The organism is Vibrio sp. 10N.261.51.F12 (assembly GCF_041471725.1).
In the GTDB taxonomy this organism is placed as follows: domain Bacteria; phylum Pseudomonadota; class Gammaproteobacteria; order Enterobacterales; family Vibrionaceae; genus Vibrio.
Genome location: NZ_JBFROV010000016.1, coordinates 1 through 24,484, shown reverse-complemented (window position 1 = coordinate 24,484; position 24,484 = coordinate 1). Strand labels below are relative to the sequence as shown.

The window sequence follows — 24,484 nt, the reverse complement described above, 5'->3', positions numbered from 1 at the left end:
CATGAGAATAAAGCCAAGTCAACGTCGCTTAACCAACGTGCTTAACCTTGCTCCTATTGCGTTAGCGTTAACACTCGCTGGGTGCACCGTCGGTCCTGATTACCAAGCTCCGACGGTCACACTGTCCGAGGCATATCTGCATGCCGATAATCAACAACATGTCGTCAATGAACATTGGTGGACACAATTCAATGACCCGGTACTCGATACCATGGTCGCTGATGTTCAGCGGCAAAATATCCCACTCAAGATGGCAGCTGAACGTATAAAAATGGCCAACAGCTACAAGTCGATTGTGGATTCATTCAAAGTCCCTACAGTTAACATTGGCGCAGGCTATTTTAATTATCAGTTGAGTAAGAGTGATTCCTTGTTAGGTCCCGCGCTTAACCCTATCGGTGATTCTATGCCAACAGGTACCGCGCTTGACTCCGCCACACTGCTGGATAACCAACATGACGGCGTATTTGCCGGTGCGAGCATCGGGTGGGAAATGGACCTTTTTGGCCGGCTTGACCGTCAATCAAACGCAGCAGCGATTCGAGTCGAGCAAGCCGAAATCTATCAAAGCGGCTTAACAACCTTGATGACGGCAGATATTACCCATAACTATCTGCAGTATCGTGGAGCACAAGCGCGTTTAGAACTTGTAAAAAGTAACCTTGCAGACCAAGAGAAAACCTTGTTGCTAGTGAAGCGCTTGGTGAAAACTGGTTACGGTTCAGAGTTGGACCTTGCCCAAGCTCAGAGCATGCTAGCAGCCACCGAGTCTGTAATACCACAGCTTGAAATCGCTCAGCAGGTACACAAACAACGCATGGCTACCTTGTTAGGTGAGCCTCTCACTCGTGTCGATATTAGATTGGCAAAACACAGTGAATTGCCCACTCTCGAGGGAATTATACCGACAGGATTACCATCAGATTTACTGCAACGCCGACCCGATATTCGCATCGCAGAACGTGAAATGGCGGCAATTAATGAAGAGGTCGCAGCCAGTATTGCCAACCGCTACCCTAAGTTCTTCCTGACCGGTGCGCCAGGCGTATCAGCCAGTAGCTTTGATGATTTGTTTAGCAGTGATTCCTTTGGCTGGTTTGCATCGGCTGGGGTCAGCTGGAGTGTCTTTGATGGTGGACGCGGCGAAGCCATGGTCGAACTCAACGAATCTCGATTTAACAATGCCGTGTTGGCTTATGAATATTCAGTCAACACCGCCATTACCGAGGTCGATTCAATGCTCTTTGCGTACGGGCGTAGCCAGCAAAACGAACTGCGAATAGGAGAAGCTCTGAGCGCATCGGAACGCGCTGTCACAAAAGCCCGTTCCTTATATAAAGCAGGATTAATTAATCACTTAGCATTACTTGATGCACAGCGACAACATCGCATGATGGAAGATCGAACGATTGCGGCACGCTTACAAACCGCACAAGTGACCATCGGCGTCTACAAAGCCTTAGGAGGAGACTGGCGACTTGAAAATACAACGCTGTAGATGTCGATAACGTTGTAGATGTCACTAACACTGTAAACGTCGATAACGCGGTTAAAGTCACCCATAAAAAGCCGTTCGTAATAAAGTAAAGGCGTACTCTATCGAGTACGCCTTTACTTTATCGGTTTGATTAATATCGCATGTCTTTGGGAATCGTAATTTGATCATTTTGTAGCGTCGGTCTTTGCCCCCCCTTCTTACGATACTGTTTGAGCTGATATACATACGCTAGGATTTGAGCCACGGCTGCGAACAAGCTATCAGGAATTTCTTGTTCTAACTCAGAGGTGTGATAAATAGCACGAGCTAAAGGCGGTGATGGGATGATGTATATATTATGCTCACGAGCAACCTCTCGAATTTTTAGTGCCATATGGTCGATCCCTTTGGCAACTACGATAGGTGCTTTGTCTTGCCCTTGTTTATATCGAAGCGCAATAGAAAAGTGTTCGGGGTTGGTGATAATCACATCGGCTTCAGGGACTTCTGCCATCATCCGGCGCTGTGCGGCTTCACGCTGAAGCATACGAATTCGACCTTTCACCTCAGGTTTGCCCTCCGTATCCTTAAACTCATCCTTGACCTCTTGCTTAGTCATTTTGAGCTGTTCGGCGTGCTGCCATATCTGAAAAGGGATATCAATTGCTACTACAATCAGCAATGTGGTACTGATTAATAAGATAAAATTCAGCAAAATATCGAGGGCATGGAAGATGTTTTGTGGAAAGACTTCAACGCTCAATTGAAACAAATCGGCACGTGAGGCACTGACCAAGTAAAATGCCATGCCTGCGACTAACGATACTTTCAAGATAGATTTGATCAACTCCACCCAGCTCTGCATACCGACCATACGTTTTAGGCCGCTCATCGGGTTCATTTTCGACATTTTCGGCATGGCTGCTTTGGCAGAGAAGCTAATGCCCCCTACCCCGGCAGCGCCTGCTAGTGCAGCAACAAACAGCACGGCTAGGATCAGCAGCAAGGGTAAAATGAGACCAGATAGCGCGCCTAGAATGACATCAAATAGCTTAGTATGATCGAAGATTTCTTCCCGAGTAAGGGTAAAGAATCGCCCCATGGTGTTATACAGTGCTTTGGCTAAACCATCACCAAACATCATCAACGACAACGCACCGACAATCAGTACAGAGACTGAGGCAAGTTCTTTCGAACGAGCAACCTGACCTTTTTCACGCGCCTGTTTTAACCGCTGGGGCGTGGCGTCCTCAGTACGTTCTTGTCCATCAGATTCAGCCATACCTGTCTCCGTTACTCATCCATTAACACGTCAAACGAATCAGGCGGCAAACCTGGCCTTCAACATCTATCCAATACAATTGATAGTGGCTATACAGCCCTGCCAATATATACCAGCAGATCATCAACCCGACCAACAGCGCAAAAGCAAAACCCAACGAAAAAATGTTTAATTGTGGGGCCGCTCGGGTCATAACACCAAATGATAAGTTGACCGTTAACAGCGCGATAATACCGGCCAGTGCCATACTCAGCGCCGTCTTAAACATTAGGCTCAGCCAGCCTGCCATCTCACGAAAATCCACTGCGGTGAGGTACCCACTGCCTATTGGCAATGTTTTGAAACTCATTACGACCAGCTGGATCATCTTGAGATGACCATCGGTCGCCAAAAAGAACATCGTTGCCAGAAACATAAATAGCTGACCTAACAAAGGCGTGCTCTGCCCATTCGCGGGGTCTACCATTGACGCAAAGCCCAGACTGGATTGCATGCCAAGGATCTGCCCTAGCATAACAAACGTCTGAATCATAAATATCGTGACCATACCCATTGAAATGCCAATAAGCATCTGTTCAGCTACGATCAAAAAGCCTTGAAAAGAAAACAGTTCAATGTCTTGTGGCACAGCAGGTAGGGAAGGCATGACGCCAAGTGTCAACGCTAATCCGAGGAATAGTCGAATGCGCGGTGATACAAAATTGGCCCCTGTCACCGACATCACCATCAGCATGGATGAAATCCGCACGTAAGGCCAAAAATAGTTTGCGAGCCATTCAATAACGGTACCGGTTGGATATTCCATGGCTTAGGTTACCAAAGAACCTGAGGGATTCGTTCGATGATTTCAAAGAAAAACTCCATCATCATTTGCGTCCCCCAATGAGCAAAACCCATCAATACCAACAGGGTAACAATCAACCTAGGTAAAAAGCTTAATGTTTGTTCATTGATCGACGTGGCGGCTTGGAACACAGCAACAATCAAGCCTACTAAAAGGCTAGGAATAATAATGGCACATACTAAGATGAGCACCATCCACAGCGCATCACGAAACAGTTCGACAAACAGTTCAGGAGTCATTAGCTACTCCAGCTACAAGGCAAAGCTGCCGGCCAAGGTCGATAGAATCAAGTTCCAACCATCCACCAAGACAAACAGCATAAGCTTAAAGGGTAAAGAGACGATCATCGGTGATAACATCATCATACCCATCGCCATTAATACAGATGCCACCACCAAATCGATGATTAAAAAAGGTAGGAACAGCATAAAACCAATTTGGAATGCGGTCTTTAATTCTGAGGTAATAAACGCGGGAATTAGCACTGCAAGTGACACATCTTCAGGGTTTTCCGCTGTAGAGCCTGACATCTCAACAAACGTCTCAAGATCTTTCACTCGAGTTTGTTTCAGCATGAAGGATTTCATTGGGCCTTGCGCCTGATCAAACGCTTGCTTTGCCGATATTTCTTCATTCAAATAAGGCTGGATGGCTTGTTCATTCACCTGACTTAATACTGGCGACATGATAAATAATGTCAAAAACATCGCAATACCAATAATCACTTGGTTAGACGGTGTTTGCTGCAGCCCCATCGCTTGCCTAAGAATCGACATCACGACAACAATTCGAGTAAAGCTTGTCATCAAAATGACCATGGCAGGCAAAAAGCCCAACATGGTCATCAAAGCCAGGATCTGAAGATTCACTGAGTAATCTTCACTGCCATCCGAATTGGTTTTCATTGTGAAAGCAGGGATACCCGGACCAGTAGCAAACCCGCTAGCGGTCGAACTGCCGGCCGCGCCCTGATCGCTTTGCATTGCAGATACGGTCACGCCACTATCAAGGGCTGATGAGCTAGGAACCGGAGTCGTCAACGCCTCTTCTGCAAAGCTAACTGGCGCCAGCAAAAGTAACATGCCAAAGAACAGTACGCGAAAAACATTAATCATGCTGGCCCTGCTTTTTCATCAGTTTAGACAGCTGCGCAGCAAAAGCAGGTTGTGCATTTTCTTCCTGCGTGAGTGGCGTGTCTAATTTGGAAATCAGCTGAATCGATTGGGCCGTAATCCCCACTAGAAATTGCTCCTCCCCAGCCTCCACAATCGCAATACGCTCTTTTGTGCCAACCGGGATTTGGCGAACAATTTTGAGACCTTGCTGGTTCATCATTGACGGTACTTTCATACGCTTGAGTAACCATGCCAGCCCTAGAATAACCACAATGACAAGCACCAGCGCGCCTAAGGTGGCCGCTAAATCAAACGGGGATTGCCCTGCAGCTAAGCCCACAGGCGCAGACTCATTTGGTTTTTCTAATGCCGACACCGACAAAGGTAGCAACGCACTGACGATAAAAAGCGAGCATAGATTGTGTATTTTCATGGTTAACGTAACTTTTTAATGCGCTCTGTTTGGCTGATGACATCGGTGAGACGAATACCAAACTTATCATTCACCACAACCACTTCACCATGAGCGATTAAGGTCCCGTTAACCATCACATCCAGTGATTCACCGGCAATTCGATCAAGCTCCACCACAGAGCCTTGGTTAAGTTGCAGCAGGTTGCGAATACTAATTTGTGAGCGCCCAACCTCCATGGATATCGTCACTGGGATATCCATAATGGTGTCGAGTTTACGGCGTTCATCGTCTGAAATTGGTGTCGAGGAATCTTGCAGTTCATCAAGTGGTGCGGCAAGCACCTCATCGACGTCAATGTCAGGAGCCATTGGGTCTTCCCCAAGTGCCGCTGCCCATTCATCCGCTAATTTTTGGTCGTCTGTCATACCCATATCTTCTTAAACTCTCTTATTCGTTCTCATCGTCCACATGTTCGAGCTCGGCCATAATATCCTTACCTAGGAAAGCCAAATCCGTTTTCACCACATCTGGGCGTCTAATCTTCTCTGAAACCTGAACCGCCATTTTTTCACCAGTTCGTCCCATTTTTACACGATAGGTTGGTAAATCTTCCACAAACATTGTGGCGTTTTCTGGCATTTCAATTGGAATGATATCGCCGACTTGCAACTCCATCAGGTCTCGCAGTGACACGTCTTTCTCGAGCAGGTTTACACGAAAATTAACGGGCACATCCATAATTTCCTCACGCAGTGCACTGCTCCAGCGAACGTCGGTTTCCATCTTGTCGGATTGAACACCGGCATCAAGCAACTCACGTATCGGTTCAACCATGGAATACGGCATCACAACGTGGAAGTCACCACCGCCACCGTCCACTTCAATATGGAAAGAGCTGACGACAATTACCTCGGTAGGGCTGACGATGTTCGCCATGCTTGGGTTCACCTCAGAGTCCAAATACTCAAACTCCACGCCCATGACCGGCGACCATGCCTCTTTGTAGTCCTCAAAAACGGTCTTCATCAGAAGCTGAATAATGCGACGCTCTGTCGGAGTAAACTCACGCCCTTCAATTTTGGCGTGAAAACGCCCATCACCGCCAAAGAAATTCTCCACCAGAATAAATACTAAGCGTGCTTCCATGGTGATCAGCGCGGTGCCTTTCAAAGGACGAAAACGCACCATATTTAAACTAGTGGGTACGTACAACGTATTTTGATACTCGCCAAACTTCATCATTTGGACGCCGTTAATCGACACCTCAGCCGTTTTCCTAAGCATGTTGAACAAGCTGATACGCATGTGCCTAGCAAAGCGTTCATTGATCAGCTCTAGCGTCGGCATCCGACCGCGGACAATGCGATCTTGAGAGGAAAAATCAAAATGCACGGCATCGTTTGGGTCTTGATCCAGCTCTTCCTCTACCTCATCAACATCGTCGACACCGTGAAGAAGCGCATCAATCTCGTCTTGGCTTAATAAGTCAGTCACACATTACCTACTGGATTACAAAATCGGTAAAAAGTACACGCTCAATCACTGGCTTTCCAACCACTTGAGAGAGGCTGCTTTGAATATCGGCGGTCGCTTGATCTCGTAATTCGACACGCCCGTTTGAGCTTCTCAGTTGATCCACTGAAGCCGATGCAAACGTCGACAACAATGTACTTTCAATTAAAGGAGAATGATAACGCGCTAACTCTTCATTATCGAGCCCACGAACCATCAATTGCGCCTTAATTTGCACCATACGGTCACGCTTTGTTCCTGCCACATTAAAAACGAAAGGTTGCGCGATATTGACGTATGAAATAGGGTCGACCACGACCGTTTGAGCACTATTTTGTGTCGATGACGTCTGGGTCGCTTTAGATTCCGAGCTAAAGAACCAATAAGCAGCACCACACGCAATGAGTAGCACTAGCAAAGCGGCAATAATGATAATGAGTAGCTTTTTTTTGCTATTGGGTTGTTCTTGAATGTCTTCAGGCATATCGATGTTTACTTTTTGTTTTTCGCTTTTATTTTGGGTAAGTCAGCGTCCATACTGGCCGCCCACTTATCGAGTCGTTTCGCGTTTAGAGCCGAACCCACACATTAGGCATAATAACTTATACCGTCTTCTTTTTTAGAGATATTTGCAGTCATAGTGACACCTTCTTCCATGGTATCAGAATCACCTTGAGCACTTCCTACACCACTTGATGTCTGATCCTGTGGACCATGAGAGGCATGCCGCTGTTGTTGTCCTGAGTTCTGTTGTTGGACAGAGGTGTCTGCCAATTGAATACCTTGTTGAGAGAGCATCTCACGTAGCCTTGGCATCGACTGATCCACCATCTCACGAGTTTGTTGGTTTTGTACGGTAAAGTGTACCGTTGCCGAGTCACTATTCAGTGTCATGCGGATTTGCATGCGTCCCAACTCTGGAGGATCCAATCGAATATCAATTTGTTTCAGATTCTTAGCCATCATCATTTGGATGCGCTCTGACACCTGATCACTCGCGTTTTCTTTTGTTAACACCAGTGGCGATTGTACATTTGTCGTGCCCTGAGCTTGGTCCGCTCGAAGTGCCTGCGTACCAAGGGCGGCACCTGCGGCAGAAGCTTGTGTCAGCCCGTTTAATGGCTCACTACCTAGCGTCTGGGTGGGCTTCAACCCTTTCGGATTGGTACCTGCAATGCCTTTTGTCCCTAACAAAGATGCGTCAACCGACGCCTTGACGGCATGACTAGGATCTTTATTCGCCATCAGACTCGCCGCAGCAAGTGTGCCCGTCACAGCGGCACCTTCATGTGAACCTGATGCAGGTAGCGTTGATGGCGGTATATTAGTGGCAGCCCCGGATGTTTGTGCTTGTGCTTGTGCTTGTGCAGATAATTGCGCCATAGATTTATCAGCGGAAGCGCCAGCCGCCAGTAAGGATGCTTTACCTTCCAGCTTAGCTTCATTGGAGGTATCAGCTTGAGACCAAACGATCTGAGAAGATTGGCTCTTAGATGGCTGATTTTGCGTTGAATGACTTAGCGGCGAACTAGTATCGGCTTTAACGGTTCCATCACTCGATGCCGCTAATGCTGCTTTACCAGTTTGTGATACCGCCTCGGTGCTTTGAATTGATGTGGACGACGTTGGTGTATCGACAGCGGTTACAGTGCCTGGCACGATAACATCAGGGGCCGTATCATCAACGGCTTGCGCAGCATTTTCATTCAGCGCTTGACCATCAACTAAGCGAGTAACGTCATTAGAAGCCGCTATTTCGCTAGCGTTTATTGCTCGCTCTTCACCAATAACGGTTGAATCTTTAGAAGCCGTTGTGGCAACGCCTGCCGCGACGAATGCTTGTTCACTGCTATCGACTGAATTGGTTGGTGCGGCTTTCAGTGCCTTGTTTGATTCGTCTAATCGGCTCAACAGTTGAGCGCTCTCATCCATGGTATGTTGAGCGTTAGTATTTTTAACCGGTGACTTATCAGAAGACGGCTCTTGAGAAGGTGTGTTTTGCGCTGTCCATTCCGTCGCGTGAGCCCCTGAAGTGCCTTGTTTTGCGTGACTATCAATCTCCGCACTGGTTGTTCCCGCCACTAACGCCATTTTATTGACGCCTTGCTCTGAACTATCTTCCACTTCGTGCTCAGAAGCTTTCGACGGTTTTACTTCTGCTTGGGAGGCACTTGAGTTATTTTTCGGGGCAACGTCAGTATCCGATTGAATCATTTCACCGTCATCATCGCTGGCCGCCAGCGCTGCATCAGGTATTGGTGCGTTATCGGCAACCGAAGTACTCGCCGTATCAGAGCGGTCATTTTTTATTTCTGAACCGTCAAGCTTTTGTTTTTCATCTGAATTACTACCCGCCAATGCGTTTTTCAACGTATCGAAAAAGCCAGCTTCCTCTGAAGAGGCTGGGATGTCTTTTGTCGATATAGGGTCGCCACTTGATTTGAGGTTAGACGCTGGCGACACATTATTGCTTGAGATAGACAGACTCATTCCATTCGGGCCTATATAATATTAATGACACGACGAGAGGCAACACACTGCCACCACGCTTTATTGGTGGTTACGATGCAATTATTATACCGGAGTATCGGGCGGGCAGAAGACGGCGAGTAATGAAACCACGTAGCGTGGTCATTATGGGCTTCAAAAACTGTGACAATCTAACGTTGTGTCTTTCTTCGAGCAAACAATAGATTAGAAAACTCATCCATCTCTTGTTGTTCTTTTTTATCCGCTAAGCGTGCTTTTTCTTTTGCCTTTTTGTCTAACATCCATTCATATGAACGACGCTGCTTACGCGTGTTATGCCAAAACTCTTGGCAGTCTTCAACCTGCTGCTTGAAGTGTGACTCGGCCGTTTTTTGCTTTGTGAGGGTTTCATCAAGTTGCGTCAAAAAACGGTTCAGGTGGCCGTATTCGCTGGCCGTTAGCCCTTCTTTCCCTCGTCGCACAAGTTGATTACAGTAGTCGAGACGATATTGTTCTATCTGTTTAACCTGCTCATAATAGCCGTCCAATTCAGAGCGTGCTTTATTCAGCGCCAACACTGCTTGTTGTTCATTATCCTTCGCTTGGCTTAATAGAAAATCGAGCGCATTATCCATAAACGATGATCAACTAACCTTGTAATATTTGCTTGAGCATATTCACACACATATCGTACGGAACACTTTCTTTCATGCTTTGCTGAAGATACTGATCGAGCTTAGGTTTTAACGTAAATGCCGCATCAATAGCAGGGTCGGTACCGGGTTTATACGCACCGATTGACACTAAATCTTGGTTCTTTCGACATACCGATAAGACTTGTCTCACCGCTTTAGACATCAATACATGTTGATCGTCTGTAATTTGTGGCATCACACGACTCACCGACTTCTCTACGTCGATGGCAGGGTAATGGCCAGCATCCGCCATTTCACGAGATAATACAATGTGACCATCTAATATAGCTCGTGATGCATCAGCAATAGGGTCTTGGAGGTCATCCCCTTCCGTCAACACGGTAAAGAATGCGGTTATCGAACCTTGGTTGTCATCGCCATTGCCCGCTCTTTCCACTAAGGCTGGAAGCTTAGCAAATACCGACGGTGGATAACCTTTCGTCGCCGGCGGCTCACCCACGGAGAGCGCAATCTCACGCTGTGCTTGTGCAAAACGCGTTAATGAATCCATAAGTAACAGGACATCAAGCCCCTGATCTCGAAAATATTCGGCAATAGTCAATGCTGTTTGGCAGCCTTTCAATCGCATCAACGGCGAAGAATCGGCTGGGGCAGCCACCACAACGGAGCGCTGGCGACCTGTCGTTCCAAGGATTTCTTCAATAAATTCTTTAACTTCTCGGCCACGCTCACCAATCAAACCCACGACGACAACTTGTGCGGTCGTGCCTCGGGTCATCATCCCTAAGGTTACCGATTTACCGACACCAGAACCGGCAAACAAGCCAATTCGCTGACCTTTACCGACGGTCAACAAACCATTGATGGCTTTTAACCCCACATCCAATGGCTCAGAAATGGGTTTACGTGCTAGTGGGTTAATTGGTTGAGCATTGAATGACGCGCGTTTCTCTGTGTATATATCACCTAACCCATCAAGGGGGTTACCTACACCGTCAATCACTCGACCAAGTAACTCCATCCCAACAGGCAATCCTGTTTCAGCCGTCATTGGGGTCACTCGTGCCCCTGGCAAAATACCGGTAATCTGCTCACTGGGCATTAAGAAAAGATGTTCACCAGAAAACCCCACCACCTCGGCTTCCATTTCACCACCCATGGTTTCAACTTTGCACAAACTGCCAATTGGGGCTTTACAACCCGTTGCTTCTAGCGTCAAACCAACCACTCGGACAAGCTTACCTGAGGCAACTGCGCGTGATTTATGCCCAGACACTTTATACTGTGCCAGGCGGTCAGACAGCCCCTGCATCAATCAGCACCTTGGTGACGGTTGGTACCACAAAAACTTTGCAATACACTGCGAATGCGCTCTTCCATTTTGTAGCTCACGCTCGATTCGCCCGCTTCAATTTGCACATCGCCACGACTAAGAGCGGGCTCAACGACCAGTGTCCAGTTACGGATATCTAACTCAGCATCTCCGTACGCGGCGCGAATAATATCGACATCAGCTGGGTGAAGCTTAAGCGTAATAGCATGGCCGGCAATAGGCAGAACCTCAACGGATTGCTTCACTGTATCGAGAATAAACTGAGGGTTGGTCTGCACCTCAACGTGCACGACTTCTTTGACTAAAGTCAGTACCATATCCACTAGCTGCTTTTCAACTTGATGGTTCATCAGTTCAAGCGGTTGAGCGAATTGATTAGCCATGCCCATGAAAATTTCGACCTGTTGTTTAATGTATTCTTCACCGGCAGCAACACCTTCGGCTTTACCAAGATCTAACCCTTCTTGATGGCCAGCCGCTAGGCCTTCTTCTTTGCCCTTTTCAAACCCTTGCTTAAATCCGGCTTCTTGTCCTTGAAATAAGCCTTCTTGATAAGCGCCTTGCTTGATGAGTTCAATCTGTTCTTCAGTTAGCTCAAACGGCGCGTCTTCTAATACGGGTTCATCGCTAGGTGTCCAGCTTGGATCGTAGTTAAATGCAGTTTCGCGGGCTTGTTGGTTGGTTTGCGATGTGTAATCAGGCAAACCCCACGAGTGCGCGGATTCCATTGTATTATCTTCTGAAGGACGCAAAAAACCGCGCTTTCTATCTCCAGCCATGATTGTTACCTTTCATTGGCATTACAAGAATTCGTCCGCACCACCAGAAAGCATCAACTCTCCGCTGTCGGCCATTTTTCTCGCAATGGTCAGGATCTCTTTTTGCGCCGACTCTACATCAGCGACACGGACTGGCGGCATTGCCTCAATATCTTCACGCATCATATCGGCAGCACGTTTAGACATATTGCCAAAGATTTTCTCTTTAAGGCCTTCATCGGCACCCTTGAGTGCACGTTGCAAGACATCTTGCGGGACGTCTCTAAGCAGTTTCTGAATACCTTGGTCATCAACCTCAATAAGGTTCTCAAATACAAACATCAGGTCTTGGATATAGGTCGCCATATCTTCGTCTTGGTCGCGAATTTGATCCATGAGTATGCCTTCGACACTGTTGTCTAGGTAGTTCATGATCTCCGCCGCTGCTTTCAGGCCACCGATCTTCGCGGCTTGAGCCCCCGCCTGACCAGCAAACTGTTTCTCCATAATTTCGTTCAATTCTGCCAGAGCCGAAGGTTGTACTTCTTCTAGGTTGGCAATACGCATCATAAGGTCAAGACGAACACGCTCTGGAAACTGCGATAAAATTTCCGCCGACTGGTCCGCTTCTAGATACGACAGGACAATGGTTTGAATCTGTGGGTGCTCATTAATGATAATGCTGGCGACCTGACGAGGGTCCATCCACTTCAAAGAGTCCAAGCCTTTTGAGCCGGTCCCCAATAAAATTTGGTCCACTAAGTTGTTGGCCTTGTCTTCGCCCAGTGCTGCCACCAAGGTATTACGCATGAAGTCTTCACTACCCATGCCAATATTGGTGTACTTTTGAATATCTTCTAGAAATGCACGATGCACCGCACCGACCTTGTCTTGACTCAAATCACTCGCTCGCGCCATTGCGCCGCCCACACGCTGAACCTGTTTGGGTTCAAGGTGACGAATAATGCTGGCCGCGTCTTGTTCATTTAAACTCAGCAGTAAGATGGCGGCTTTTTCTTCACCACTAATGTTAGAGATATCGACGGTGGTATCGGCCACCTGCCCACCATTACTGGGTATTAAGTCATTTGCCATTAGTTTTCAACCATCCAATTTTTCACAACTTGCGCAGCAAGCTCCGGCTCATTCGCCACCAGCGCTCGAACTGCTTTCAAGACGTCTTCATCTTTGTGTAAGTTAGGTAAGTCAATCCCGGTGCTAAACTCAAACAATTCACTACTATCGATGTCCCCACCAATCAAACTTGTCTCACCATCGGCTCCAAGTGGTAAGCCATCTGGGCCATAAAGCTGATCATCGCTTTCTTGCACCGCAGGATTAAGAAGTTTTTTCATTGCTGGACGGATTAAGACCAACACAACAACAATGATGACCATTGCGCTCGCAAACCAACGAATCCAGTCATTGAAGTTAGGGTGCTCCCACAAAGGTACATCCGCGAGTTGTTCCGTCACGGGGGTCTCAAACGTCATGCTCAATACATTGAGTAGATCGCCTCGACTCTCGCTAAAACCAACCGAACCAATCAATATTTGTCGGATTGCCGCCAGTTCACTTTCAGAGCGAGGCACATAGGTGACATCGCCAGTATCAGGGTTGACTTGTGCACGGTTTTTAATGGCAACGGCAACCGTCTGTCGGTTCACCACGCCACTTTGCTTACGCTCATGACTGATGGTGGTATCTAATTCAAAGTTACGAGTCGCTTCTTTATGCACGGAACCTTGTCCAAGCATCGAGCCGTCCTTCATTTGAGCGACGTCGGTTGGAATGGAGGCGTCAGCGGGGGGCTGATTACTTAATGCGCCGGGTACACCAGCGACGGCATTGCCGTTATTGTAATCTTCAAGTGTGTACTCACTTCTCGTCGCAGGAGTGTTGGGGTCAAACTGCTTTCGAGTTTGCTCAACAGCGCTAAAATCGAGTTCAATGTCCACCTGCGCGGTATAGTTACCCAAACCTAAAATAGGGATTAATACCGAGTCGATTTTCTCACGCAGAGCTTGCTCTTGGTTTTGCTCAAGTTCTTGCTCTTTTCTTCTTGCCGCTGAGGTCGCATCTTGTGAGCCCGAGCTTAACAATCGGCCGTGCTGATCCGTGACCGTGATTCGAGTGGTCTTCATGCCAGGTACAGCACTTGCGACCATATCAACAACCGAGTCGACTTCTTGACGCTTAAGCACAGAGCCCGTAGCCAGCGTAAGGAAAACCGAGGCGGAGGCTTCTTGGTTATGACGGACGAAGACACTTTGCTTCGGCAGGGCTAGTAGAACACGCGCCCCACGAATCTGCTTCATTTGTTCAATGGCTTTACCAAGTTGCCGCTCTCGACTCAGCTTCAAGCGCTCTTGTTCAAGACGCTGCGAGACACCGAAACCCATGTCTTGCATTAGGATATCGTCGCCAGTATTGGAAGCGCGATTCAAACCAGCTCGCACCATATCAAGTTTCAAGTTACTGTATTGACTAACCGGCACACTTAGGGCATTACCCTCAAGCTTATATTCGACTTTTTTCTGATCAAGATAGTCTAGGACCGGAATGAGTTCTTCCGTTTCATATACCCCTAATGGACGCATTTCAGGCTCTTTCACCCAAAAAAACAACATCACAATCAAGGCCACACAAATCGAAATTGAGAGGACTAAGACGATCTGTCTTAAAAGGTCGAGGTCACCCACCGCCAAGTCAAACTTAGAGCTGCTTTTTTCGTTGATGTCCGGGTTTTGTCCGTCGATGAGTTCTGAACTCGCGACCATACTGGAATCCGCGCCATCCATTACCGTTACATCTGTTGAATGATTATCTTGAGCCACTGTCTACTACCTAAATTATACGGGCATATTCATGAGCTGTTTGTAGGCATCAACAAGCTTATTTCGCACTTGGATAGTCGCCTCAAAGGCTACGCTGGATTTGTTTCTGGCAATCATGACATCAGAGAGCGACACATCGGCATCGCCTCGATCAAAACGCATCTGCAAGTTACCCGACGATTTTTGTAGTCCATTCACATTGTTTACTGCTTGTGAAAGCATGTCACCAAAGTCTGCACCCACTTGCTTTGCGGTTGGCGTCGCTTGTGAGCTTGATGCTTCCAGCATCATGGCGTGCATCTCAGTGTTTAATCCATCTACTCTCATGCTTTCTCAATCACTGTCACTTTCTTGACAGTGTCCTTCATTTGTCAGCGCTGTATTAGTTATCAGCAAAAATTATGCCATGAAATGTATCACAATGACTAGCAGCAACACGGTGAAAACACGACGTCAACAGCGTTCTAATTAGAAATTTCAATGCCCGCGTCACGCATTTTCGCTAGCTTGTAACGCAAGGTACGTGGGCTAATACCCAGTTTCTCTGACATTTCTTTACGGCGACCTTCGCACTCTTTTAAGGTCTCGAGAATAATGGCAAATTCTTGGTCTCGCAGCTCACCGCCTAGCCCTTCTCCTACAGACATCAATTTATCAGCACTGTGTGTCGGGTCGGCAATTGGCGCAACAACTGGTGTGGCGGGAACTTGCTCGGTCACGCTTTCCGTATTGGGGTTGGCGACCGCTTGCTGCAAGCCTACCGCATCCTGCCAATCGACACCTTCTAACAGGATATGTTCAGGGGCAATCGTCGCGTGGTCACAAAGAATTAGCGCTCGTTGCACAACATTATCGAGTTCACGGACATTGCCAGGCCAAGGATATTGCATGAGTTTAGTCAGCGCCGACTCACTAAATGTTGGCACTGGAAGACCTAACTTCTGGCAGTGTCTTTCTGTTAAATGCGTGGCTAAAGGCGCGATGTCGCCTGTTCGCTCACGAAGCGCAGGCCAAGAAATTGGGAAGACGTTCAAGCGATAATACAAATCTTCACGGAAATTACCCTCTTGGACATATTGCTTAAGATCGCGGTTACTTGTCGCAAGAACACGAACATCTAACGCAATGCTTTTTCGGCTCCCTAGACGTTCAACCTCTCGTTCTTGCAGAACACGTAATAGCTTCGCTTGTAGATTAAGCTCCATCTCACTGACTTCATCAAGTAAAATGGTGCCGCCCTGCGCTTGCTCAAACTTTCCCGGGCAAGCTTGTATTGCGCCAGTAAACGCGCCTTTCTCATAACCAAATAAGGTCGCTTCCAACATATTATCTGGTATTGCTGCACAGTTAATGGCAATAAAGGGGCCATTAGACCGCAGCGACTGATTATGAATATAACGCGACATCACTTCTTTACCCGACCCGCTCGGCCCAAGCACCATGACACTAGCATCCGTTTTAGCCACTTTGTCCGCCAGCGCCAGTAATTGAATACTCTTCGGATCGGCGACAATAGCATCGCCATTGCTGTCCGATTTTACCGGAGCGTAACGGCTCACCATGTTCAACAGTACTTCAGGTGCAAACGGCTTCGCCATGTAATCAATCGCGCCTTCTTTCATCGCAGCAACAGCGTCTTCAATATTGGCATACGCGGTCATAAGCAAAACCGGTAAATTAGGCCAGTGCTGCTTAATATTTCTAAGTAGCGCTAGACCGCCCATTCCCGCCATTTGTACGTCGGAGACGACAATATCGACAGGTTGGGTTTTTAATTTCACCAAGGCATCTTCAGCACAATCCGCTTCTACCCAGTCGTAGCCTGCGAGCGCTAATGTATCGACGAGCGCCTCACGCAACCCCTCGTCATCCTCTACAATCAATACTTTGCTTTGAGCCATCATTCTTGTCCTTGTTGTGTTGCGTCAGAAGCAGGCTGTTCTGCAAGAGGCAGGCACATCGTAAAACACGCCCCTTCACCTACTTCTGAAATCAATTCGAGTCGACCGTTATGGGCGCGACACACCATTTGCACTACCGCTAAACCCAAGCCTGTGCCTTGCGAGCGAGTGGTAAAAAACGGTTCCATTATGCTTTGCTGTAATTCTTTAGGAACGCCAGGACCATTGTCCTGTACTGAAATCTTTAGTTCATTGTTTACTGGGCGAAAAAACACATCGACTTGGGCTTCTTTCCCGCTAATCTGCACCGCATTTAACACCAGATTACTCAACGCCGATGCGATCGCATTCGCATTACCCAGCAGTTCAACGTGGTCTTGTTCCACTTCGATGAAATAATCGATGTGATTACTTTTCAACGTTGTCTCAACCATCGGTTGGTACTCACCAACCAAGTCCTTTAATGAAAAAGGCTGAACCACTTTGTTGTCGCCTCCCTTAGCAAACAACAGCATGTCATTCACCTGCTTCTCGAGGTCGTGGAGTCGATCCACAAGCTTGATTTGAAACCGTGAACGTGTAGCGTCATTCAGGTTAGGCGCCCCTAGGTTGGAGGCATATAACATGGCGCTCGATAACGGCGTGCGCACCTGGTGGGCCAATGACGCCACCATCCGCCCTAACGAAGACAAACGTTGTAAGTCACTGACTCTTGACTGAAGCAGACGCGTTTCGGTTAAATCGGTGATCAGTATCAGTTGCCCCGTCGAAGAGGCGGAAATCGCTAGGCGTACTTTCCGTCCATTACGTAATGACACCTCATGACCATCATCTTCTTTAGGGTCAAAAACTACCTGAATCAAATGAAACCATTTTTGACCAACGAGTGGCAATTCAAGAATTCGGTGCGCCTCAGGATTCGCTTCCCTCACCACACCCTGGGTATCCAATAAAATGACACCAGCAGGCATTGCTTCTATAACTTGCTGATAACGCTCCACTTGTGATTCCAAAGAATCCAAATGTGAAGACGACGGCTCGTTCAGATCGGCGGCATCATGTGACGACAAGTTCATGGATGAAGCATTCCTTTTTCTTTGCCAAGCGCAGCACGTGTGACATCGTAGATATGACGCCGACACTCCCAGCTTAGAATATACAGTTCTGTAAAAACAACTTAAGCCCGTAATGCAAAAGGCATGCCGGGCTTAAGTCTTTGTTTTATAACAATCATAGTGCGTCAAAAAAATGCCGCGTCAATATTTAGTGTGACTCACATCACGCAGGCTAGCGATTTAGACTGTATTTTCTCATTTTCTCTACAAGCGTTGTTCGTCTCATTCCAAGCATATCCGCGGCGCGAGCAACAATGCCATCTTGGGCATCTAGTGCTTGGTTAATCATATTCACTTCCAAGTCTGCCAGCATCTCTTTCAGATTGACCCCTTCTGCGGGTAACGCTTGAGGGGCGTTGTAATCGTCGATTTCTGGCTCACTGAGGCTAAAATCATCAGAGAAAATGCTGTCTAAAGCATCGCGCTCTTGTTCTTCCACCGTTTTAAAGGCATTCATTTCAGGCTGGAATTCTGGGATATCACTATAGCGATACTTCACTGGTAAGTGATTGACATCCACTAAGCTGTTCGGGTACAGAATCACCATTCTTTCCACTAGATTCGCGAGTTCTCGTACATTCCCCGGCCAATCATGTTCCATTAACGAGTTCACCGAACGCGGTGTGAAACAGATAGGTTGCCCCCCTTCCGCCTCTAAGCGAGTTAGGAGTTCTTGTAGCAACAGTGGGATGTCTTCTTTTCGGTCTTTTAATGATGGCATTTCAATTGGAAACACGTTCAAACGGTAGAAAAGATCCTCACGAAAATCTCCACATTGAATCATATTTTCCAGATTGCGGTGAGTGGCAGCGACAATACGTACGTTGGCCTTTAACACCACCGTCCCGCCAACACGCTCAAAGACTCGCTCTTGCAAAACTCGCAGTAACTTGACCTGCATCGACATTGGCATATCGCCAATTTCGTCTAAAAATAATGTCCCGCCTTCTGCTAGTTCAAAGCGGCCTTTTCGAGAAGTAATCGCGCCTGTAAACGCTCCCTTCTCATGACCGAACAGTTCACTTTCGAGAAGATCGGGGGGAATCGCCCCACAGTTGATAGGTACAAATGGCCCACCACGGCGGCTCGAATGATAATGAATATTGCGGGCAACAACCTCTTTTCCCGTCCCTGACTCACCCAATATAAGTACGCTAGCTTCCGAGCCAGACACTTGCTCAATAAGGTGTCGTACGTCTTGGATACCCTTACTTTGGCCAACAAGGCTTCTAAATAAGGTGTTTTTCCGACTGTTCGAGGGAACTTGAACGCCTTTGCGCCCTAGAAAATCTTGGCAATGTCGCAGCGCATCACTCAGTTGCGGATAATTCAGAGGTAACTCAAGCTCACCAACATAATTCGTCAGTGGCTCTACCATTCCAGAGAACTCGCTCGTGACAAGCAACGGCACGTGATTACTCTGCGAGAGTTGAGATAATAAGGCTTTAGAAAAGGTAGGGTGACTTACTGCCCCTACAATGCAACCTGACCATGCTTGGGACCAATCAACTTGATGGATATCACTTGAAGGAATCGTGACACAGTGCTCGCCGACAAACTCTAAAATGGTGTTTAGATTGGTACGAATTTTCTCATCGTCAGCGATGACGAGTAATTTAGCTAAACCATGCATCTTGTGAGAGTAACGCCTCGATAAAAAATGATCACCAAAGTAACGTCAAATATTTGTCATTGCACTCTATAAGCGCCACTCACTTACCAATTGGTCACTTTATACAATTGACTTTATAAAATAGCGAGTTGGAAACAAAAAAACGCCATCTGGCATCGGATGGCGTCTATTCTATTGACAATAACCTTATAAGGCAACTTCATCGCCCTCAGTTTAAGAGGTTAATTCCGCTTAAATACCGACTTCTTCCGCGGTTAAATTGTGAAAACCGGCTGGGATTTGGTCCCATGCAGACTTAATTTCGCGAATAATATCGATAACGTCGTCGATAGGCTCAGGGTTATTATGATGGTTGGCTTCCGTAATTTGAGTGATCATAAACTCATAAAGTTGGTCAAGGTTCTTCGCGATATCCCCACCATCGTCCATCGAAAGGCAGCTGCGCAATGCAATAATGATATCAAGCGCTTTACCGATACGCTCTCCCTTCACAGGGATATTGCCTTGCTGCATCGCCGCTTTGGCTTGAATCAGTCTTTCTATCGCTCCGCCCATCAGCATCTGGATGACTTTGTGCGGTGAGGCAGCACTAAGCTGGCTGTCTACGGATACTTTCTTGTAAGCTTGTAATGAACCACGCATCACTGTCCTCTCAAATAAATTTTTGGTACTGCTGCAAAGATTTATTACCATGTCGGTATTTTCTGAGCGACAGTCCGAGTTGTTCGGTTTTAGAATGCATCTTGGTGGTGACGTGCTGGGTCTGTTCAACCGCTAGCCGCCACTCCTCACTCTGTTTTAAACGAGGGTTACGCTCACAAGCAGCAATCAACGTCTTTATTATCTGTTCTCTTGTATCGACCAAGATGTGAATTTCTTCAGTATTTAACTCAAGATTTTCCAAATGTGATAGCAATTGGTGATCCGTATCACGTAGTTGTTTGAATATCGTCACTTCCCAGACCTTTTCCCATCATTAACAGCAAGTTAAATAGTCTAATGTCTCGTTTTGCCGTGTCACCCAAAGTGCACCTACGTTAAGACAAAGCATTCATCATTCCTGCCAATTGTGATTGCATCTTTCCGGTCGCATCTTGCATCGCAGCAAACTTGTCATGGGTCCGTTTTTCCAGCCCTTCCATGCGTCGATTTAGCGTCACTTGGTCATCGTTCAGGCTATAATTTCGCTCTGTTAAACTTTTCTCACGAGTTCGGATTGAACCCGTCACACCCGTCATACTATGAATGGCATCTTCGACCTTTTTCGCAAAGCCATTATTACCACCAAAAAAATCTTCTAGCTTATTGAAATTGTTATTCAGCTGCTTATCAAGCATCTGGTAATTGATTTCTAGGTTACCTTGTCGCGTGGTGGTAATACCGAATTCTGTGAGTGTTTTAAGATCATCGGGTGCCCCTTCCACAGAGCTTGAGAATACGCTTTTCAAACGCGAGTCTGCGCTTCGGACTACACTATCACCGGCTAATGGCCCAGTTTGGCCCGTCGTTGGGTCGGCCTTGGCCAAATCTTTGGATACTTGGAAGAATTGGTTATAGGCACCAACAAACTGCTCGATGTCCGCACGGACACTTTGCCTATCGTACTCGACGCCGATTTCAGCGGGGCGCTCACCGGGTTGGGTGGTACCTTTTAAGGTTAAATCAACCCCTTCGATTGCATCCTCAATGACGTTATTGCTACTTGCGAGCTCTGCGACCCCATCAAGCACAACAATAGAGTCTTGCGCGCCTTGAACCTCAGCCATTCCGTTGTAGACTTGTAATGAACGCTGAGCTTCCGCTAGTTCCGCTCGCGTTGTTTCAACTTTCTCAATTCGCTCACGCTCTTCTGGCGTGAGCTTTTCACGTTCAATCTGTTTCGCTTCCGCTTCACTCATATCACCATCAGCAACCGCTTTAGCAATGGCTGCTTTTTCAGCTTTTAGTTCTTGTTCTAACTTTGCTTGTGCTTCAGCTGGTGTGACATAAGAATCGGTGAGTGTTCCTGAGGCCGTATTGGTCCAACCCGGCACGTCTTGGGATTTGGCCAATGCCTTATCGTCGAGTTCTGGCTCTGGTGCTTGGTAGGAATCCATCAATGTGCCTGATGCGGTCTCAGTCCAACCAGGAATGGAGTCTTCTGGGCGGCCAGATTTTGCCTCTTGTTTCGCTTGCGTATCAATATCACTATCGGCCGCAGTGTCATCCAGTGCTGCGTTGTCATCGTTAACGACATCTGTTTGAGCCTTCGCTTCTTCATCCGTCAATGTCGCATCAGTCGCGGCCATTTCGGAGGATTGGTCAGGAAGCCCCAATAACGCTAGAGCATCAGATTGAGCTTGTTCAAGGTCTTTTACTCGTTGCTCTATCGTCTTGTACTCAAAGCGAAACAGTTCATTACCAGCCTCAGCTTCGACATCAATTAGAATGTTTTTTTCGGCGCCAGATTGGTTAGCGGCAACGATAAGACGGGGTCCGTTCATATCTTTAATGATCGAGGCACGGATACCAGGATTATCACGAGCACCGTTAATCGCTCGAACGACATCAACAAGTTTAGAATTTTTACTAAGAGACAGGTCGAAGTTGTCTTCGCCTAGAGAAATTTGCAACTTGCCCGGCCCAAACCTCGTGTCGTCAGGAACGACATCGGAGGCCACTTTATGGCTCTGAGCAAGTTGCAATACATCGACTGCATATTTGCCAGCGATCGCATCCGTAGAGGCGGTTGCCGTGACAATATTTTCCTCAGTAGTATCCACGCTGCGCACTGCGAACGCTTTTTCCTGACGAAAGTTTGCCATTAGGTTTTTCATCGTATCTAGTGACTCTCTGAGCCGCCCATAGGCACTGATACTGGAATCAATTTTAGTACGCTCATAGTCAATACGTTGCTGTTTAGGCACGCGCTCTGCATTGACTATTTTGCTCACCATGGAATTGATATCCATGCCAGATGACATCCCTATCGGGCCCATATTCACCAAACCGCTTCAAATTAATACTCTCACCCTACGCATACGTTTAATACGCGAGGTGTTCCATTAAACTCGCATGTCGATACTGACAGAGGCATGTTTTTCAAGGCGTTCGAGAACAACAAGTAAATCTTCATCCGGTACCTGACGAATTATCTCGCCGGTATCACTAGCAAAAATAGTCACAATGTGTCGCCCAGAGTCTTCATCCCGACGAATCGATAAACTCGTATTCATCGTCGCTAAAAACTCATCCAGACGCTCTACCATTCGCTCACGTTCAACATCATTAAGATCTTGACGCTCTTTCGCAATATGTTGAATAACTTGCGAAGTCTTATCTTTCGATAAGGCTTCATTCTCAATTTTTTTCTCAGGGTTCACTCTATGAGTATCGGGTGTTTGATTGACCCGATTTTCATTCGATTGACTCTGTGTTGCCGCACTTGTTGTATTATCTGAAGCAATTTTTGTGCCACTAGACGTGGCAAAAGGCTGAATGTTCGATGCATAGGATGAAATATCCATAACAGTCTCCCGTTTCTCACCTTAATTGCCCACGTTCAACCCAATACCTCATCGTTATTGGGCTAAACATGGTAATTGACGGTTACCATGATGAACCGTCAATACGACTTGCCTAAGGTTGTACTTGCCTTGAATTAACCTAACAAACTAAGTGCTGCAGACGGTGATTGTTTCGCTTGCGCCAGAATCGAAGTACTTGCTTGCTGCAAGATCTGGTTCTTGGTCATCGCTGTCGTTTCTTTTGCATAATCCGTATCTTTGATGCGGCTATTTGATGCGTTTACATTCTCGTTAATGTTGCTGAGGTTGTTAATCGCATGATCAAAACGGTTTTGGAATGCACCTAATGACGCGCGTTCTGAATCGACATTTTTCAACGCACCATCAATAATCGCAACGGCTTCTTGAGCACCACCAACCGACGTGACATCAATATCTTTTACTGTGACGTCTTTTGCATCACCAATGCTCAGTTCAGAGGCCAAGTTACCGCCAAATTCAACCCCACCGGCAACTTTTTGAGTAGCAGCAAAGAGCTGCATTTTTCCGTCTTCACTAACAGACGCTTTTACATCGCCGCTTTGGCCGTTGATGTAAGTAGCGAGTTGTTCAATGTCATCACCTTGTTTGGCTGTGATTGAAAGCTCAACTTCTTCACCTTGTTTATTGGTGTAGTTCATTGTCAGCTGTGCATCTTGACCTACGCGCCAGCTCGCATCTTTGCCTTCTTCAGAGGCGTAGCTTTTACCGCCCATACCCGTTGTATCAGAACGCATGTTGCCCATAGACAACATAACCGCTTCACCTGAATCAGCACCGATCTGGAACGATTGTGTTCCGTACGTACCGTTAAGAAGGCGGTTACCACCAAATGAAGTGGTTTCAGCGATACGGTTTAATTCGTCGTTTAGCGCCGTCACTTCTTCTTGGATAGCCACTCGCTCTGACTTAGAGTTAGAACCATTTGAAGATTGAAGAGACAAATCACGCATACGTTGCAGGATGTTTGTCGATTCATCCATTGCCCCTTCTGCGGTTTGTGCAATTGAAATACCATCATTGGCATTTTTCACTGCCATGTCTAGACCACGGCTTTGTGCATTCAAACGGTTAGAAATTTGTAGACCCGCAGCGTCATCTTTTGCGCTGTTGATTTTATAGCCAGAAGACAGACGCTCCATTGACTTGGTGGTGTTCTCTGCAGCTGTGCTTAGATAGCGCTGCGCTGTCATTGCAGACACGTTAGTGTTTACATTAATCGCCATAAATTGATCTCCTTAGGCATTTTTGGGTAGATGGCCGCCGAGTCTCTCACCTCACGTTGGCACATCTATATCATTTCTCTCATTCCCTTTAACGGCGACTAAATTAGAACCTTTAGGAAAAAAAAACGCTTTTTGGCTAATTAATTCAATTGATTGGGCAAATGTGATCCTGATCTGGAATAACGTACTCACTGAATTATTGATTTTTTTTCAAATAAGCACGCTCTAGCGATCATTCAAACGAAAAAAACCAGAGCATAAGCTCTGGTTTCATAATAAAGAGTCGCGACGATTATGAACAACAACGATTCAATCCAAAACGCTATCAATTCACAACGTGATGTCGTTAACCTAGCAGACTCATTG

General features: G+C 46.9%; 24 protein-coding genes. 1 reads left to right on the top strand and 23 read right to left on the bottom strand.

Annotated elements, in window-relative coordinates; translation table 11 throughout:
- The first annotated feature begins 1 nt into the window (after window position 1).
- Window positions 2–1,498 (top strand): efflux transporter outer membrane subunit, encoded by a 1,497-nt coding sequence (locus AB4405_RS10475; RefSeq protein ID WP_372060737.1) that lies wholly within the window; start codon window positions 2–4, stop codon window positions 1,496–1,498.
- A 130-nt stretch (window positions 1,499–1,628) separates the two neighbouring features.
- On the opposite strand, the gene flhB is transcribed toward AB4405_RS10475, so the two are convergent.
- The 23 genes from flhB to AB4405_RS10360 all read right to left on the bottom strand — a co-directional run bounded on the left by flhB (window position 1,629) and on the right by AB4405_RS10360 (window position 24,118).
- Complete coding sequence (flhB, locus tag AB4405_RS10470) at window positions 1,629–2,759, bottom strand: flagellar biosynthesis protein FlhB (RefSeq protein WP_372060736.1); 1,131 nt, start codon at window positions 2,757–2,759, stop codon at window positions 1,629–1,631.
- Window positions 2,760–2,781: 22 nt separating this feature from the next.
- Entirely contained in the window at window positions 2,782–3,564 is a 783-nt protein-coding gene (fliR, locus tag AB4405_RS10465; protein WP_372060735.1) for a flagellar biosynthetic protein FliR, read from the bottom strand.
- 8 nt (window positions 3,565–3,572) lie between these two features.
- Window positions 3,573–3,842: a flagellar biosynthesis protein FliQ gene (gene fliQ, locus AB4405_RS10460; protein ID WP_102467640.1), complete on the bottom strand. Its 270-nt coding sequence runs from the start codon at window positions 3,840–3,842 to the stop codon at window positions 3,573–3,575.
- 12 nt (window positions 3,843–3,854) lie between these two features.
- Window positions 3,855–4,685 carry a flagellar type III secretion system pore protein FliP gene (gene fliP / locus AB4405_RS10455; RefSeq protein ID WP_372060970.1) on the bottom strand — a complete coding sequence of 277 codons (831 nt, stop codon included), beginning with the start codon at window positions 4,683–4,685 and terminating at the stop codon, window positions 3,855–3,857.
- 25 nt (window positions 4,686–4,710) lie between these two features.
- Window positions 4,711–5,151, bottom strand: coding sequence for a flagellar biosynthetic protein FliO (gene fliO, locus AB4405_RS10450; RefSeq protein WP_372060734.1), 441 nt, complete (start codon window positions 5,149–5,151; stop codon window positions 4,711–4,713).
- A 2-nt stretch (window positions 5,152–5,153) separates the two neighbouring features.
- The gene (gene fliN / locus AB4405_RS10445; protein WP_102467637.1) at window positions 5,154–5,564 is read right to left on the bottom strand and encodes a flagellar motor switch protein FliN; all 411 of its coding nucleotides are present in this window, start codon (window positions 5,562–5,564) and stop codon (window positions 5,154–5,156) included.
- A gap of 16 nt (window positions 5,565–5,580) precedes the next feature.
- A complete protein-coding gene (gene fliM / locus AB4405_RS10440; RefSeq protein WP_102467636.1) occupies window positions 5,581–6,627 on the bottom strand; it encodes a flagellar motor switch protein FliM in 1,047 nt (348 codons plus the stop codon).
- Between the two features lie 7 nt (window positions 6,628–6,634).
- The gene (fliL, locus tag AB4405_RS10435) at window positions 6,635–7,129 is read right to left on the bottom strand and encodes a flagellar basal body-associated protein FliL (RefSeq protein WP_372060733.1); all 495 of its coding nucleotides are present in this window, start codon (window positions 7,127–7,129) and stop codon (window positions 6,635–6,637) included.
- A gap of 104 nt (window positions 7,130–7,233) precedes the next feature.
- Entirely contained in the window at window positions 7,234–9,135 is a 1,902-nt protein-coding gene (locus AB4405_RS10430) for a flagellar hook-length control protein FliK (RefSeq protein WP_372060732.1), read from the bottom strand.
- Window positions 9,136–9,305: 170 nt separating this feature from the next.
- Window positions 9,306–9,749, bottom strand: a complete 444-nt coding sequence (gene fliJ / locus AB4405_RS10425) for a flagellar export protein FliJ (RefSeq protein WP_372060731.1) — start codon at window positions 9,747–9,749, stop codon at window positions 9,306–9,308.
- Window positions 9,750–9,762: 13 nt separating this feature from the next.
- On the bottom strand, window positions 9,763–11,082 hold the full coding sequence (gene fliI, locus AB4405_RS10420; protein ID WP_372060730.1) for a flagellar protein export ATPase FliI: 1,320 nt from the start codon (window positions 11,080–11,082) through the stop codon (window positions 9,763–9,765).
- Complete coding sequence (gene fliH / locus AB4405_RS10415; protein ID WP_372060729.1) at window positions 11,082–11,882, bottom strand: flagellar assembly protein FliH; 801 nt, start codon at window positions 11,880–11,882, stop codon at window positions 11,082–11,084. The genes fliI and fliH overlap by 1 nt, the downstream gene beginning before the upstream one ends.
- Before the next feature lie 21 nt (window positions 11,883–11,903).
- Window positions 11,904–12,956 carry a flagellar motor switch protein FliG gene (fliG, locus tag AB4405_RS10410; RefSeq protein WP_372060728.1) on the bottom strand — a complete coding sequence of 351 codons (1,053 nt, stop codon included), beginning with the start codon at window positions 12,954–12,956 and terminating at the stop codon, window positions 11,904–11,906.
- Window positions 12,956–14,662, bottom strand: a complete 1,707-nt coding sequence (fliF, locus tag AB4405_RS10405; RefSeq protein WP_372060968.1) for a flagellar basal-body MS-ring/collar protein FliF — start codon at window positions 14,660–14,662, stop codon at window positions 12,956–12,958. Before fliF ends, fliG begins: the two co-directional genes overlap by 1 nt.
- A 51-nt stretch (window positions 14,663–14,713) precedes the next feature.
- Window positions 14,714–15,025 (bottom strand): flagellar hook-basal body complex protein FliE, encoded by a 312-nt coding sequence (gene fliE / locus AB4405_RS10400; RefSeq protein ID WP_102467628.1) that lies wholly within the window; start codon window positions 15,023–15,025, stop codon window positions 14,714–14,716.
- Window positions 15,026–15,162: 137 nt separating this feature from the next.
- Window positions 15,163–16,599 (bottom strand): sigma-54-dependent transcriptional regulator, encoded by a 1,437-nt coding sequence (locus tag AB4405_RS10395; RefSeq protein WP_372060967.1) that lies wholly within the window; start codon window positions 16,597–16,599, stop codon window positions 15,163–15,165.
- Window positions 16,599–17,675 (bottom strand): PAS domain-containing sensor histidine kinase, encoded by a 1,077-nt coding sequence (locus AB4405_RS10390; protein WP_102467626.1) that lies wholly within the window; start codon window positions 17,673–17,675, stop codon window positions 16,599–16,601. The genes AB4405_RS10395 and AB4405_RS10390 overlap by 1 nt, the downstream gene beginning before the upstream one ends.
- A gap of 211 nt (window positions 17,676–17,886) precedes the next feature.
- Window positions 17,887–19,347, bottom strand: a complete 1,461-nt coding sequence (locus AB4405_RS10385; RefSeq protein ID WP_372060727.1) for a sigma-54 dependent transcriptional regulator — start codon at window positions 19,345–19,347, stop codon at window positions 17,887–17,889.
- Window positions 19,348–19,578: 231 nt separating this feature from the next.
- Window positions 19,579–19,989: a flagellar export chaperone FliS gene (fliS, locus tag AB4405_RS10380; RefSeq protein ID WP_102467624.1), complete on the bottom strand. Its 411-nt coding sequence runs from the start codon at window positions 19,987–19,989 to the stop codon at window positions 19,579–19,581.
- A 10-nt stretch (window positions 19,990–19,999) separates the two neighbouring features.
- Entirely contained in the window at window positions 20,000–20,302 is a 303-nt protein-coding gene (locus AB4405_RS10375) for a flagellar protein FliT (protein ID WP_372060726.1), read from the bottom strand.
- Window positions 20,303–20,384: 82 nt separating this feature from the next.
- Window positions 20,385–22,331, bottom strand: coding sequence for a flagellar filament capping protein FliD (gene fliD, locus AB4405_RS10370; RefSeq protein ID WP_372060725.1), 1,947 nt, complete (start codon window positions 22,329–22,331; stop codon window positions 20,385–20,387).
- A 60-nt stretch (window positions 22,332–22,391) separates the two neighbouring features.
- Window positions 22,392–22,853, bottom strand: a complete 462-nt coding sequence (locus AB4405_RS10365; protein WP_372060724.1) for a flagellar protein FlaG — start codon at window positions 22,851–22,853, stop codon at window positions 22,392–22,394.
- A gap of 134 nt (window positions 22,854–22,987) precedes the next feature.
- On the bottom strand, window positions 22,988–24,118 hold the full coding sequence (locus AB4405_RS10360; RefSeq protein ID WP_372060723.1) for a flagellin: 1,131 nt from the start codon (window positions 24,116–24,118) through the stop codon (window positions 22,988–22,990).
- Window positions 24,119–24,484: the final 366 nt, after the last annotated feature.